This is a genomic window from Spirosoma lituiforme (assembly GCF_054776635.1).
In genome coordinates this window covers 1-14,951 of record NZ_BAAHBO010000017.1, presented here as the reverse complement: position 1 = coordinate 14,951, position 14,951 = coordinate 1, and the positions used below count along the sequence as shown (strand labels likewise).

12 protein-coding genes are annotated in these 14,951 nt (G+C 33.4%); 11 read left to right on the top strand and 1 reads right to left on the bottom strand.

The window, feature by feature from the left end; all coding sequences use genetic code 11:
* Nucleotides 1–1,291 precede the first annotated feature (1,291 nt).
* The 11 genes from ACYU87_RS26725 to ACYU87_RS26675 all read left to right on the top strand — a co-directional run bounded on the left by ACYU87_RS26725 (nt 1,292) and on the right by ACYU87_RS26675 (nt 14,208).
* Complete coding sequence (locus ACYU87_RS26725) at nt 1,292–3,463, top strand: peptidase domain-containing ABC transporter (RefSeq protein WP_461137070.1); 2,172 nt, start codon at nt 1,292–1,294, stop codon at nt 3,461–3,463.
* Between the two features lie 52 nt (nt 3,464–3,515).
* Nucleotides 3,516–4,700: a lanthionine synthetase LanC family protein gene (locus ACYU87_RS26720; RefSeq protein ID WP_461137069.1), complete on the top strand. Its 1,185-nt coding sequence runs from the start codon at nt 3,516–3,518 to the stop codon at nt 4,698–4,700.
* Between the two features lie 10 nt (nt 4,701–4,710).
* Nucleotides 4,711–5,850, top strand: coding sequence for a lanthionine synthetase LanC family protein (locus ACYU87_RS26715; RefSeq protein ID WP_461137068.1), 1,140 nt, complete (start codon nt 4,711–4,713; stop codon nt 5,848–5,850).
* A 214-nt stretch (nt 5,851–6,064) separates the two neighbouring features.
* Complete coding sequence (locus ACYU87_RS26710) at nt 6,065–6,976, top strand: LLM class flavin-dependent oxidoreductase (RefSeq protein WP_461137067.1); 912 nt, start codon at nt 6,065–6,067, stop codon at nt 6,974–6,976.
* A gap of 15 nt (nt 6,977–6,991) precedes the next feature.
* Entirely contained in the window at nt 6,992–10,051 is a 3,060-nt protein-coding gene (locus tag ACYU87_RS26705) for a lantibiotic dehydratase (RefSeq protein ID WP_461137066.1), read from the top strand.
* A 436-nt stretch (nt 10,052–10,487) separates the two neighbouring features.
* The gene (locus ACYU87_RS26700) at nt 10,488–11,204 is read left to right on the top strand and encodes a recombinase family protein (RefSeq protein WP_461137065.1); all 717 of its coding nucleotides are present in this window, start codon (nt 10,488–10,490) and stop codon (nt 11,202–11,204) included.
* Nucleotides 11,205–11,692: 488 nt separating this feature from the next.
* Entirely contained in the window at nt 11,693–11,968 is a 276-nt protein-coding gene (locus ACYU87_RS26695) for a hypothetical protein (RefSeq protein ID WP_461137064.1), read from the top strand.
* Between the two features lie 143 nt (nt 11,969–12,111).
* Nucleotides 12,112–12,777, top strand: coding sequence for an AAA family ATPase (locus tag ACYU87_RS26690; protein WP_461137063.1), 666 nt, complete (start codon nt 12,112–12,114; stop codon nt 12,775–12,777).
* Entirely contained in the window at nt 12,746–13,054 is a 309-nt protein-coding gene (locus ACYU87_RS26685; protein WP_461137062.1) for a hypothetical protein, read from the top strand. The genes ACYU87_RS26690 and ACYU87_RS26685 overlap by 32 nt, the downstream gene beginning before the upstream one ends.
* Before the next feature lie 28 nt (nt 13,055–13,082).
* On the top strand, nt 13,083–13,319 hold the full coding sequence (locus ACYU87_RS26680) for a hypothetical protein (RefSeq protein ID WP_461137061.1): 237 nt from the start codon (nt 13,083–13,085) through the stop codon (nt 13,317–13,319).
* Nucleotides 13,306–14,208: a replication protein RepA gene (locus tag ACYU87_RS26675; RefSeq protein WP_461137060.1), complete on the top strand. Its 903-nt coding sequence runs from the start codon at nt 13,306–13,308 to the stop codon at nt 14,206–14,208. The genes ACYU87_RS26680 and ACYU87_RS26675 overlap by 14 nt, the downstream gene beginning before the upstream one ends.
* A 228-nt stretch (nt 14,209–14,436) precedes the next feature.
* Here the strand turns inward: ACYU87_RS26675 and ACYU87_RS26670 are convergent, their stop codons facing one another.
* Entirely contained in the window at nt 14,437–14,652 is a 216-nt protein-coding gene (locus ACYU87_RS26670; protein WP_461137059.1) for a hypothetical protein, read from the bottom strand.
* Nucleotides 14,653–14,951: the final 299 nt, after the last annotated feature.

Here is a 14,951-nt window from a genome sequence, read left to right as displayed (position 1 = left end):
CCTAAGTATAAAATAATGTGAGTAATAAACAGTAAACTGTTTCTACGAAATATAAAATAAATTGTTATTTATTGTGTGTTTCTTCAAATTAGGGTAACCAAATTAGTCACTATATAGAGACATCTAATTGTGCTTACCCATTTTTCCTATATATTAGCGAAGCCAAAATATCGCTTTGAGTAGTTGCCCAACTTACGGATAATTTGTTTAGTAGCATATAAATCTCTATTGATTTCATCGATATAAGGTCTTATCTAAACAGCTCCAGCAAATCCATGCTATTCCACACCTTTTTAAGTTCATCCATAATATGATAAAGTTGTCAGGTCGTCAACTAAATAAATGATCCAATAGGTTTTGCCATTATAAAGCTATTCTCACTAACTCCTTTTGTTTATTTAGGGTCTTGGATACCCAGCTTTGGGTAAAGACTATTCTTAGGACAGAAGAAAGCTTCTTTCAAATTACTTAATTTAGTTAGACACAACTTCTGGAGGCTACCTCACATTCTAATTAGTTGTTTTCTCCATGCTATATTGAAATTCATTTTTTACGTGCTTATTTAAGTATTAATACAGTATGACGAATAACAGCAAAAGTTAATAAATAAGAATCACTCATTATATACTTTTGAATCAAAAAGATATTTAGCTATTGGTGCAGGTATAATATTTGACTTATTTACCAGCTTTTTCCTCATATCACTAATTTAATATAATCAATTAAAATTGTATTTAGTGAATGATTAATAACTATTATGTGGATTTTTACCATTAAAGTTTTAAGAATCGTAATTAATACGCTTTTCAGAGTCAAGATAGAAAGCGTCTGAAATTCTTATAGCATAGGCTTATCCAAAGACAATTTATTTAAAATAAGAAATAGCTTATAATTCAATTGTTATAGTACTTACAAAATATTTTTACATACAAAACTGCTCATTAATTAAATTTATTAATGTATATAATAAAATTTAATTATTTTAATGAATTTAACTTGATAAATAGTATTAAAGCATAAGTTGGAATTTCTTTACAAGAAATGTTTTATTAAAAACCTCGAACAACGTTGTTAAAAAACCAAATTTGTCACTTTTGTTATTTAACTATAGATTTACTTAGCGTGATATAACATATTTCATATATAATATCAAACAGATTTGTAGCTTTACTTGTAAATAAAAATACAGTATAAATACAACTGAAAAGACTTTATAAGTAAAGTTAATTGATAGGAGCTATTATAGTAATACTATCGGAAGATTGAAATTGAAAAATTTGCTAAAGATTGCATGAAAATCGTAAAACAGTTGGATTCAACAGATTGCGGACCAAGTTGCTTAAAAATGATATGTAACTATCATAAAATAAATGTAACTAGGGAAACAATAATGCACCATTTAGATTTGAGTGTAATAGGAACATCTGCTCAAGCCTTAGTAGCAGCTGGCGACCAACTAGGATTAGACGGAACAATCAAAGAATTAAATATAGAAAGCTTAGTAAAATATAATTTTCAATCACCGGTAATCTTACACTGGAACAACAATCACTTTGTAGTATTGTATAAAATAAAAGATAACGTTTTCCATATAGCAAATCCAGCCACTGGTAAAGAATTATATAAATTAAATGATTTTGAAGAAAAATGGGTAAAGCCAAATGGTAAAGGTTATTTAATTCACTTTCTAAAGAAAAACTATAGGTATCCTACTAACCAAGATGAAAAAATTTTTAACAAAGACATAGATTTTGTAGATATAATAAAATTCATATTCAAACATAAATCAGCTGTTAATCAAATAGTTATCAGCTTAGTTATTGGAAGCGTATTGCAATTCATAGTACCTTTTTTGACTAAATCTGTGGTTGACATAGGTATAAACACAAAAGATATAGATTTTGTCACAACTATAGTGATTGCACAAATATTTATTTTTATTGGTAGAATATCGGTTGAATTTATTCGTAGTTGGATATTATTACATTTAAGTACAAGAATCAATCTGCAGTTAGTATATATTTTTTTACAGAAGTTATTAAAATTACCAATATCTTTTTTTGAATCTAAAAGAACGGGAGATGTTTTGCAAAGAATGGCTGATCAAAGTAAAATAGAGCAATTTCTAACAGGAACATCACTAGGTACATTGTTTTCAATTGTTAGTTTTATAACGATGTCCACAGTTCTAGCGTTCTACAACATAAATGTATTCTTACTGTTTATTGTTTCTACAAGTTTATATAGTTTTTGGATTTTGTACTTTCAAAAAGCTAGAAAGTTGTTAAATATAGATATATTTAACAACTCATCACTTAATCAAACTAAAGTTATACAATTGATTGAGGGTATAAATGACATAAAAATTAATAATAGCGAGCAATATCAACTACAATCATGGATGAAAATACAGGCAGAAGCATTTTCTCTAAGTATAAAAAACATGAATGTAAATCAATTTCAACAAATTGGAGGTACATTTTTAAACGAAGGTAAAAATATTTTTATAACATATTTATCAGCTCGATCTGTTATAAATGGAGAAATAACACTAGGTACTATGTTAGCTATACAGTTTATAGTGGGTCAATTAAACAATCCAATTGAACAGATGATAGGGTTTATAAGAAGTTATCAAGATGCAAAATTAAGTTTGGAAAGATTAAACGAAGTGTATAAAAGTCAAACTGAAGATGAATACATCACAAGTCAGATAAATAATTTTTCTAAGAAAGACATAAATATAAAAAATATTTCTTATAGCTACCCCAACACAAATCGAAATCAATTAAATAAAATTAGTCTATGTATACCACATGGTAAAACTACAGCTATTGTAGGTAGTAGTGGTAGTGGTAAAACAACTCTCTTGAAAATTTTAGTAAAATTTTATAAAATAGATAATGGAGAAATTTTTATAGGTAATGACAATATTAATATTATTAAGGCCTCAGAATTGCGAAAGAAAGTTGGTGTCGTCATGCAAGATAGCTATATATTTTCTGATACAATTGAAAACAATATATCTTTAAGTTTAAACCATATTAATGATGAAAAAATGACTCATGCGTTAGATACTGCAAACATAAGTGAGTTTGTTTTGTCTTTGAATAATAAATCTAAAACGATTATTGGAAACAACGGATTAGGTATAAGTCAAGGTCAAAAGCAAAGAATTTTGATTGCAAGGGCAGTTTTTAAAAATCCAGATATTGTGATTTTCGATGAAGCCACAAATGCGCTTGATACACAAAATGAAAGTATTTTGGTTGAAAAGTTAACTAATTTTTTCAAAGGTAGAACCGTAATTATCGCTGCTCATAGATTAAGTACAATTATGAATGCTGATCAGATAGTGGTACTGGAAGAAGGGCACATTGTAGAAATTGGAAACCATAGTAATCTTTTACAAAAAAGAGGCAGATATTATGAACTCATACAGCATCAAATACAGAATAGCTAATTGTGTAAAACTAGTTTTTTAGATTGAATAGCAAAAAAAAATAACACAAAATATGACAAACGATATTGAAAACCGATTAGAAGCTATATATAATGCTTTAGATATTTACAGAAAAAATATCAATTCGGGTTTATTTGGAGGTACATTAGGTGAATTTGTGTTTATTAGTGAATACAATAAGACAAATTTAAAAATTTCGGATTCAAATCTTACGTACGATATATTAAGCAAGGTACTAGATTATTACGATAATAATGGATTGTTTAGCTATAATTTAAATTTTGGAATAACTGGATTAGGTTTTATCATTAATTACTTGTATAAAAATAATCAATGTGAAGATTACTTGAGTAGTCTTAATGAGGAGATAGTAGAAATAATAAAACCTTTTTATCTAAATAACTATAAAAACATCGATTTAGACTATATGAATGGGATACCTGGAATCCTCATTTATCTTATTGAAAACAACTTGTTTGAGATGATTGAGTTGTATATTGATAACTTAATTGAAGAAAATTATTTAGAAAATACTGGAGGAAAATGGAGTATCGAATCTTTGTTAAATGAAAATAGTAAAAATATAAATGTTGGTTTGTCACATGGGATAATATGTCACCTTTACATATTTAGAAAAATATACGAAAAAGGTTTCATGAAAGAAAAAATGTTAACTTTAATTAACAAATTATATATTTTTTTATTAAAAATAAAAGTTGAGCCAATTTTCAATGATGAATCTTACTTTGGAAGTATATTTCAAAAAGACGGGCATAAGATAAACTCAAGACTAGCATGGTGTTACGGAGATTTATCCATTGGTTTCCTTCTGTTGAAAGTTGCAATTTCAATAAATAATTTTGAAATACAAAAGTTAGCTTTAGATATACTGTTATTTTCAACTAAAAGGAAAACGTTCGACAATACAAAGATTTTAGATGCTGGTTTTTGTCATGGATCTTCAGGTGTAGCATACATATATAAAAAAATATATGATCTTACATGTATGGTTCAATTTAATGAATGTTATAAATTCTGGATAAATTTTACTATTAATAATTTCAACTTTGAAGATGGTATAGGTGGATATAAATTTTATATTCCAGATAAGGACCAGAAATTTAGTTGGGTAAATAATTTAAGTTTACTGGAGGGTGCTTGTGGAGTTGGATTAGTTCTTTTGAACTACAAATTCAATGATATTAGTCACTGGGATCAAATGTTAATGCTAGACTAATTATGTTTAAATGAAAAAATATAGTTTGTTAATTAACTGTAAACGCAAAAGATTAAATCTACTAAATCAATTGGAAGAAAGACTTATTGGTAATGATAAGGCCGGACTGAAAATTGGAAATCTTGGTGTATCGCTAACTTCGATAATGTTTAGCGAACTGTCAAACAAAAATTATTTTAGTAAAAAGGGGGCTTTAATTTTAAGAAATAACATCTCTTTATTATCAGATATTAATTACAATAGTTTGATGTTAAGTATGGAGATATCCGAAACTGGATGGTACATTGAGTTTCTTAAGCGATATAGATTGATAAGCATTGATGAAAAAATTTTAGATCATAGTTATGATAGTTTAATTTACTATCAGCTTGAAAAAAAGTTGTCATCTTTAAATTTTGACACATGTGAAGGTGCTTTAGCTGAAGGATTTTATTTAATATCGAAACAGAAAATAAATAGCACCGACCTTATGTGGATTAACAACATAGTGAGCTATCTGATAAGTTATTACAATAACACAAATGTGGTTCAGCATGTTGGTATTTCACACGGCATTTGTGGGATCTTGCTTTTCTTAAATAAATGTATTGAGAGGAATATTAAAAATAATGTTGTACCTGAAGCTATGATTAAAATTATTAAATACATATCTTCAACAATTAATTTAAATAATGATAAATTTTTTCCTACTAAAATTAATGTAGGTGAAGGGTATGTAACCAACTGTTGGTCTTTTGGTGACCCTGGAGTATTATTTACTTTAGTTAAATGTTTGAATACACTAAAAGTGAAACAGTATGATATTGAAATTAAAAGATTGATAATGTACCTTTCTAAAAGTCTTATTAATAATAAACACCAAATTGCTGAATTAGGAGTTTGGTATGGTGCTTCCGGAATTTTAATTTATAATAGTATTCTGTTTAGAAAGTACAAATATGATAAATTAAGATTTGATAACCAATATTGGTTTAATTATATCGAAGATAAGCTTCGAGATGATCTTTATTTAGAATTGATTGACAATCTATATTCAAAAAAAATGTTCCCTACCTCTTTAGCACATGGACTACCGGGAATATTGCTCTCTCTACTTGTCAAAAGTGATTATAAAAAATTTTATAAGTATACAGAGCTGCTTTACTTCTAAATTTAAGAAGTTCATATTTTTGTTTATATGATAATATATATATTATCTTTTATAATTACTATCATAATAATTAATCTGTTTAAATGATTACCATCTTTAAATATTTTATTTTAAGATAGTAACAATCTAGTTTATGATATAAAAAAATGCATGCTTTAAACATCTTGCACGAAGAGTTTATTTAAGAGAACTGTTTTTAATTATTATTAGAATAATGAAGCTAGGGATTTTAGAATTTGGTACAGGCTACCAAGATATTTCTAATTCTATTAGGAATATCTTAGAATATGCTGAATATGCAGATAAATTGGGCTTTACGAGATTTTGGCTTGGTGAGCATTACTATAACAACAACCCAATATGGTATAATCCTGAAGTGTATTTACCACTTATTGCAGGCTCTACTACAAAAATTAAGGTAGGTGTTGCAGGTCTGTTAATGGCATATCATAATCCTTATAAAATTGCACTCACTTTTAAACAATTATCTTGTATTTTCCCCGGAAGAATTGATTTAGGTATCGCTAAAGGTAAAGTTCATTCTACTATTTCAAAGCTTATATCTCCGCACACAAATCTTGAAGATCCAAACGTTTGGAGTGCAACGTTTGAGGATAATGTTAAGGCCCTGATTTACTATTTGAAAAACACTAATTTGAATGATAATGGTGTTCCCCTACTTCCACCATATGGCGGAAGTAGTCCTTCTATTTGGTCTCTAGGATCCTATTCAGCAAACTTAACTTCTGTATTAGATAATAATACCCCTTATTCAAGATCAATTTTTCATCTAAAGATTGATGATTTTGAAAGAGAAAAGGAAATTATTAATATGTACGTAGACAAATATAAAACTAGGTATAATGAAATGCCGATAATAAACATTGCTTTTGCTGGATTTTGTCATAAGAATGACAATGAAGCAAAGAAAATCAGAAATTCATTCAATTCGTCAATTATCACTCATAATGAAATTATAGGTTCACCTAGTTATATTTATGATAAGCTATCTGAACTGAGTGAACTTCTCAACGTTCATGAATTTATTCTTTTGAATATGGCAAATACATATGAACACAAATTTAATTCGATCGAGTTACTTAGTAATAAATTTAAATTAATTTAGTGTATTTTTAAGCTGATGAAAATTTCTTTTTTTGATAAGTTTGTTGTTAGAACTCCTGTTAAGAGTTTTAAATTCTTTCATGATATATTGTCTTCGAATGAGGATATAAATAAAACATTAGTCAATATTTTAAAAGATCCTAAAATTATTAATGCTATATTCTTGGCATCACCATCCATTTTTCAAGAGCTAGAAAAGCATATAGATTTTTCAAAGTCATATGAAGTTTTTAAAGAGAAGACTCTATTTGCGCTCATAAAATATTTAGCTAGAATGAGCCATCGTTCTACCCCATTCGGTTTATTCACTAGTATTAGTTTAGGCGAAATAAATAATGAAAGTATTTCTCTTCAGAAAAATAGTTGTACTTCTGTAGTATTATTAGATTATACCATTGAGTATCAATTGTACCAAAGGATAAATGAAATCGGCTGTTTAAAAAAACATTTATTATTTTACCCAAATTATACAATATACTCTCTAAATAATAATATTTTTTACATCAATGTAGAATTTGACAAAGAAATTTCTTATATCCTTTCTTCATTTGAAAAAGATGATTTTTTGCTTGGTTTATTACAAAAAATTAATGGTGAAATTTCATATTATGATCTTGTTAACATTATAACAGAAGAAGGTTTTGATGTCAATGAAGCATCATTATATGTTGATGATCTCATTAATAACAACATTTTATTAAGCGAACTAACATTTACGAATAGAAATAGTAAGTGTAGCCTGCAATTTTTAAGTGAACTTTTAGCTAAAAATATTTTGAATTGCAGTTTCATCGATTCTGATTTAGCTATTCTTAAAAGCTACCAAATTGTTATAAATAATATTTTATCAATTTTAGATAAAATTAAGTTGAATATAGATAATGGGTATGAATTTAATTTGCAAAATTATTCTGACAATATTCTAACGTTAATTTCAAGCATAAATCTGAGTTATGATCCAAACAAAGTTTTACAAATAGATTTAATAGAAAAAGCAGGTAATAATATTATTTCTAATCAGCTCTTAAAGGATGTTTCTGAGTCTATAGGCATACTTAATAAGCTGTCTTCTCCCGTAATTAATAGTTCTTTAGATCAATTTAAAAAAGACTTTTTTTTAAAGTTTGATGATCAATTGGTACCCTTACTGAAAGTTTTAGATAAAAATTATGGTTTCGAATATGGTGTTAGAAATAATCATAATCTAAGCACATCAATTGTTTTTTCTAAGAAAGATTTTTTGTTACATAGCATTTTGTTAGATTTAAAAGATAAAAATTTTACTATTGATTTAGCAAATTATGATTTAACACATTTTGAAGAAAATTGGAATAATGTATCAGCTTCGTTTTCTTGTTTGATTCAGATATACGAAGCGTACGACAAAAATCAGATTGTAATTAGAGAGGTTGGTGGCTCTAGTGCAGTTAATATTTTAAATAGATTTGGCCATCTTGATGCTTCTTTATTACGACATATTGAAAACATCTTATCTTTTGAATCAACCGTATCAACAGGTTTGACGGCAAACGTGACACATTTACCTAATATCAAAAGTGGAAATATTATAAGAAGTTCAGTTAGTAGAAGCTATGAAATAAATGTTTTCTCAATTTGTTCTGATAAGTCAGTTTCAATTCCATTAAATGATATATTTGTCACTGTTAAAAATGATGATATTATACTTTTTTCTCGAACGCTGAATTCTAGAATCTTTCCGAAAATTGACAACGCTTACAATGTCAATTTTACTAATTTATCTATTTTTCAGTTTTTAAACGACGTTGGAAATGTTGGAAAAAAGATATCAATGACTTTTGATTGGGGTAATTTAAAGCAATTTTTTTCTTATTTTCCTAGAGTCAAATACAAAAATTGTATTGTATCCCTTGCATCGTGGATTATAAAGAAAAGTGATATTCCTCTTAATCTTTTGAAAAATGAAGATAGTGGAATTGATTTGTTCAATTTTCTAGTTGAAAAATTTCAACTTCCATTTGTCTTTAATATTTCTGAAGGAGATCAATTGTTGTTTATAGATATTAGGAACAAAGTATTGTTTGCAATTTTTAAAAAACATTTAAACAATAATAGTGTTTCAACTATAACTGAAATATTACCTTTTAATGATTTTTCTAGTATAGTAAAAGACGATAGTGGTAAAACATTCGCTCATGAGATTGTTTTGGGAGTTAAAAATGAAAAAGCGTTTACCCCAAACTCTTTTATTAAGGATTTACCATTTACTTCGAATACTATCAAAAGAGAGTTTAATATAGGAGAAGATTGGCTATATTTTAAAATATATTGTTCACATAGTGTGTCTAACCTTCTTATTTTAGATATTTACAATTTGTTTAAGGAAGAGCTTTTTAGCGATTTTGCTGATAAATTCTTTTTTGTTAGATATATAGACACAAACTCACACATTAGGATTCGTTTTTTTAAAAAACAAATTGATATCACAGCTATTGTTCGTAAAATAAATTTGCATTTAACATCTTCCCATTTATATGAATACATTAAGTCATTTTCTATTGAAAAGTATAGTAGAGAGTTAGAGCGCTATGGAGAAAAGTATATAGAACAAGTTGAAGACATATTCTTTTACGATAGTATGACAGTATGCAACTTATTGCATTCTAAAAAAAGTGATTCGGAAAAAATACTCTTTTATCTAGATTACGTTGATTACATTTTTAATAAGCTTAGTTTTTCTTTATCGAATAAAATTAATATTGTTACATTGAATAAGGACTCATATCTTAATGAATTTTCTAATCAAAGCCATATAAAAAATGATTTAGCTAAGTTTTATAGAGTTAATAAAACTTACATAACTGCTTTTTCGGAACAAGAGAATGTTTTTAATTATTGTGATAAAGTATATATGGATTCGATGATTTCCAAGTATTTATTTATAAAAAATGATACTGACGAAGTTACTTTTTATAGAGTTATAACTAGTTGCATTCACATGTCTGTTAATCGTGCTTTTAACAAAGATCAGAGGTTATCAGAATTATACATATATCAAATGCTGTTTCATAGGTATAGGTTTCTTAAAAATGTTTAAAATATTAGACTTGATGCTTATTATTACTTTGTAAGTTTTTTGTTTGAGTTCGTTCAGTTCATCGATACAACCCATCTCAAGCTTTGGGAAATAGTTCAAGTGGTTTTAACACTAACTTTTTAGCTAGTAATAAATTGAAATAGTTCCACTTTACAAGGCTAAAACGGTCGTTCAAGCCTTGTAAAGTAAACATAAATACCTTACTTACGCCCATCAACAGATTAGTTCATGAACTACTACCAGGTACAAATTTGGATGGAGAGTAGCCAGGAATGGGTTAACATTAAGCAACTCATGTTCATCTACGGTCGCCCTGTCGTTGATATAGATTCGAAAGAACGGTTGACTCGAGCCGAGGCCGAAACTAGACACGGTCTTTTAAGCAGAAAACATCAAGCCTATACGTTTAGAATTGCTGACCTAAACTAACATCCTAATGGCTAAGAAAACAGATACTTCCAGTCATGTTGCTCTTAAATACGTCGCTTACTACCGGGTATCTACCAAAGCGCAAGGGGATTCGGGTTTAGGACTAGAGGCGCAACGGGCGGCTGTAGCTGGGTACGTGAAAGCATCGGACCGACGAGCGGTTATACTCGCTGAGTTTACGGAGGTTGAATCAGGCAAAAACAATCAACGAGTTCAGTTGGTAGCGGCCATTGACTGGGCCAAAAAAGAGAGCGCGGTGCTGGTGATTGCTAAGCTCGACCGGTTAAGTCGTAATGCATCGTTTATTTTTACTCTAAGGGACTCAGGGGCCAACTTTCAATGCGTGGATATGCCTGACGCCAACACGTTGACTATTGGCATTTTTGCGACGTTGGCTCAGCACGAACGGGAGTTAATTAGCGCTCGTACCAAGTTAGCTTTGGCCGCCAAGATCGCCCAGGGGGCCAGGCTTGGTAAGCCCGAGAATCTCACGGCCCAGGGTCAGCAGAAAGGTGGTGAAACAACCCGACGTAATGCCATAGCCAACCTGAATAATCGGCGGGCCCTGTCCGTGGCTGAGATGATGTACAAAGCCGGAAAGAACTATTCTCAAATTGCCGAGCATCTCAACCGTACCGGCTTTCAAACCGTTAGAGGTTGCGCCTTTCAGGCTACTCAAGTCATGCGTTTGCTCAAGCGCCACACGGCGATGGCCAATCACTGAGATCAAGTAGTACTTGATTACTAGAAATTCCTTTTCTAAATGTAAAAAATCAGCTCTTATGGCATTTTTTTAACGGTCGTTTGTAAAAGGCCATAAAGCTTTACCTAGTTGTCTGCTTGCCGACCTCTTTGATCCTTTCGAGGATGACGAATACCAGAAACTGAACGGCCAGTTCTGGCAGATGGCGATAGCAAAAACGCCGTTCGAGGCTAAGAACGAAATACACGAAACCCTGCTGGACATGCTGGACGATGGCCGCATTATCCTTGGCCCACAAGGTTTCCAGCTCTCCCCTACCCTACAGGTTGCCACATGTCGTTATTAACACCAGATCAAACCGTCCAACTTATCAAGAACGGCCATACACCTGACGCGGATCATAAGCCGGTCGTTTATCTGCAAACCACGTTTCAAGGCCAAACCATCGGCGGTATGCTATTAACCCACATCGAGCCAACCCATAGGCTTCCTTGCCATGGGTTGGCTCGATGTGGGTTAATAGCGTGGCCCGAATGAGCATGGTGTTTCTGGATCAGCTCAAGACATGGTATCCGCGTTATGATTACAAGATCGAAGTACAGCCCGATTTTGTTGCAACACACCCGATCAGTGTTTACAAGAAAGCCGCTGATATAATGGGTGGATTGATAACAAGCAACAAATCAGCGTTGATATGGAACTTAACTCAGATCGAATTGACAAAATCGCGTGATCAGTTCGTTACACCCGAAGGCCCTGTTTTTCTGGACTTTAGTCCTAACTAAAAATGCTGTTTTATGCATGCGAATATATGCTATTTTAAGCATAAAAATTGGCATGTATTCGCATGCAAAATAGAAATCCAGATTGTTTGCTTTGCTATGTGCCAGAATTTGCATTAATTGCGGCATACTAATCACTGCATGAAATGGTTTTTGTCGTTGGTTCACAAAAAGGCGGTGTTGGCAAGACGACCGTTTCCACGAATTTAGCTGCGTGGCTCGTTTCCAAGGGTTCTGACGTTCTTCTGGTCGATGCAGATGATCAAGCCAGCGCCAGCGACTTTTCGGCATACAGAGAGCAAACCAAAGGCTCTACGGGATACACACTTGTCCAAATCAATGGCGTGCACGTTCGAAAGCAGGTTGAGGCTCTACGGCCTAAATACGACCACATAGTGATCGATACCGGTGGGAGGGACACCACCAGCCAACGTGCCGCCATGCTGATCTGTGACGTGTTTCTGACGCCGTTTAATCCGCGTTCCTATGACCTATGGACGGTCACCAAAGTCGCCGACTTGGTGGACGAGGTTCAATCCATGCGAGACGCATCAATGAAGGCATACAGCTTTATAAACCGGGCCGACACCAAAAGCCAGGACAATCGTCAGGTAGCGGAGGTTTTACTTGGCTACGAACAACTGAAGTATTTACCGTTTCCTTTAACTAACCGCAAGGCATTTGCCAATTCAGCGGCCATTGGATTGGCAGTTTTCGAGCTGGATCAACCGGACCTGAAAGCTGTCGCTGAGATTGACGCACTTTTTAACGCTATTACCGATGCCAGTAACACCACCGCCCAGAGCAAATAAAAAATCAGAGGCTGAACTTGACGCCTTTGTCAATCGCGGGGGCCAGCCCGCCCCCGTTCCCGCCAGCCAAGCGGAGCAAGTTGATCCCGAAACAATCCGGCATGTGAATACGCGTCTGACAGAGGGGCTTATTTATCAGATCGACGAGTTGAGAGCGAAGAGGCCCCGGAAGATGGGTAGCCCGAAGCTTGGCATATCTTTACGAGATTGGATCGTTGAGGCCGTCGAGGAGAAGATAGCGCGGGATAAGCGTAAATTGGGGCGGGAGAGTAAGTAGGGCAAACCTTCATTTAACATGAAAGACGATGGTTTACTGCGTATATGAATTTAAAGGTGTTGATCGAATTGCTATCTGTCAACAACCAGGCGAAGCAGAACAAATTCTTGATCAAATCCATAGATCGAAAGAAGATGTCAATCCTTTGGGTTACATGGATGAGAACAATGACGCTCACCCCTATAACGGCCAGACGGATCTATCACGCCGAATTAAGAAAGCAGCAAACGCATATATTCAAGAACTTTCTTATGGACGAGGATAAAAAGCAAGACCTTTCCAAAATCGCCAAGCGCCGGAGCAAACTGGTCTATGAAGCGTTCCAGGAGGAGCCTGACGACCGTGAAATGCTGTTTCAGGCCGCGGCCATGTGCCAAGTGTACTTTCCTCGTCGGGAGCCGGATCTGGCGCCACATGAACCGTGGGAGCAGCGCAGCGGCAAGTCAATCCTCTACATCACACCACAGCCGTTTCCAGACCCGCTGACGGGCGAAAAAACCTATTCCGGCCTTCCGTATGGTCCGAAGGCGCGCGTCCTTCTGGCGAACCTTAATACCATCGCTATCCAGAAGCAGAGCCGAACGATCCAGATTGCCAACAACCCCGCCAAATTCCTGAAAGACATTGGCCTGACCGATGGTGGTAATCAGCTCACCGTTATTCAGGACCAGATGCACCGGTTATCAAACTGCGTGTTGCGCACGTTCTATCTCGATGAGCAGGAGCAGACCGGCGAGACCGTGCCGATCGTCACCCGCACGAAGCGCAACCAGTGGGCTAGCCAGATCACGTTGAGCGAGGAATACTTTAAACACCTGTCCGATCATCCCGTTCCGCTAGCCAAAACGCACCTTGCCGCGCTGTCAAATAATGCCACCGCGCTGGATTTGTATTGCTTTCTGGCGCACCGGCTGCACCGCATTCCTCACAATAAGCCGCAGTTTCTCGCATGGAAAACGCTGAAAGATCAGTTCGGGCAGGAATATACTCGCATGACGGATTTTCGCGTTAATTTTATAAAGACTTGGCAATCAGTACATTATTTGTATACCGATGCGCGCGTGGAGCAAAAAGGCACTAAAGGTCTAATGCTCTATAACAGCCCGCCGCCAATACCTAAAAGGTTGATATTCAGTGTATTAAATGAAAAATGACGAGAAAGTTACGGCAAGCCTATTTATTTAACGTGGATAAGTCCTGAAAATCAGACTTTTACTAAGGTTTTCCACCGTAATTTACTAACGAAATGACCGTAATTTACTCACATTTTTAGCATTTATCAGCCGTAACTTACTCCCACAAACCTTTATTTAAATCACCAATATAAAAAGACCTTTATTACTAAAAAAAGCTGTTGAAAAGAGAGTGGGCGATTTAATAAATTAACATATGTTAATAAAATCATGTGTAATGCTAATTTTATTTATGGCTGCTTCAATAAGATCAAAAAGCAATTTTGCCAAGAGTCTGGATACAACGTCTTTGCTAATGCTGTATCGCATAAAATATTGCTCATCGGTCAAGTTTTCATTCAGGGCTTTCAGCAAAAAATCAGATGCTTCGGCATATACTTTTTTATTAATTCGACCTTGACGCATTATTTAAATTGAAAGTAACAACTTTAGTTTAACGTGGCGCGGATCGGGTAACAGCTTTGTTTGGAAGGGCATGGTACTGTGAATTATATGCTCAAATATCAGGATGGAACCCGAAAAATCGCAGAGACTGTTCAAATGTTGACGCTATTAGCTCCAAATCGTATCTTGCCCTTATGAACATTGCCGAGGCCAAATCCATCCCGATAGACGACCTGTTGCAACGCCTTGGTTACGAGGTCGCCAAACAACAGGGCGGCCGGAAGTGGTATCGTTACCGGAATGAGAAAACGGCGTCTTTC

Bases quoted from the DNA above. Each gene is read 5' to 3' on its own strand.
- ACYU87_RS26670 (WP_461137059.1), bottom strand. From the start codon at position 14,652: ATGCGTCAAGGTCGAATTAATAAAAAAGTATATGCCGAAGCATCTGAT.
- ACYU87_RS26705 (WP_461137066.1), top strand. From the start codon at position 6,992: ATGAAAATTTCTTTTTTTGATAAGTTTGTTGTTAGAACTCCTGTTAAG.
- ACYU87_RS26690 (WP_461137063.1), top strand. From the start codon at position 12,112: ATGGTTTTTGTCGTTGGTTCACAAAAAGGCGGTGTTGGCAAGACGACC.
- ACYU87_RS26715 (WP_461137068.1), top strand. From the start codon at position 4,711: ATGAAAAAATATAGTTTGTTAATTAACTGTAAACGCAAAAGATTAAAT.
- ACYU87_RS26710 (WP_461137067.1), top strand. From the start codon at position 6,065: ATGAAGCTAGGGATTTTAGAATTTGGTACAGGCTACCAAGATATTTCT.
- ACYU87_RS26680 (WP_461137061.1), top strand. From the start codon at position 13,083: ATGGTTTACTGCGTATATGAATTTAAAGGTGTTGATCGAATTGCTATC.
- ACYU87_RS26700 (WP_461137065.1), top strand. From the start codon at position 10,488: ATGGCTAAGAAAACAGATACTTCCAGTCATGTTGCTCTTAAATACGTC.
- ACYU87_RS26675 (WP_461137060.1), top strand. From the start codon at position 13,306: ATGGACGAGGATAAAAAGCAAGACCTTTCCAAAATCGCCAAGCGCCGG.
- ACYU87_RS26685 (WP_461137062.1), top strand. From the start codon at position 12,746: ATGCCAGTAACACCACCGCCCAGAGCAAATAAAAAATCAGAGGCTGAA.
- ACYU87_RS26720 (WP_461137069.1), top strand. From the start codon at position 3,516: ATGACAAACGATATTGAAAACCGATTAGAAGCTATATATAATGCTTTA.
- ACYU87_RS26695 (WP_461137064.1), top strand. From the start codon at position 11,693: ATGTGGGTTAATAGCGTGGCCCGAATGAGCATGGTGTTTCTGGATCAG.
- ACYU87_RS26725 (WP_461137070.1), top strand. From the start codon at position 1,292: ATGAAAATCGTAAAACAGTTGGATTCAACAGATTGCGGACCAAGTTGC.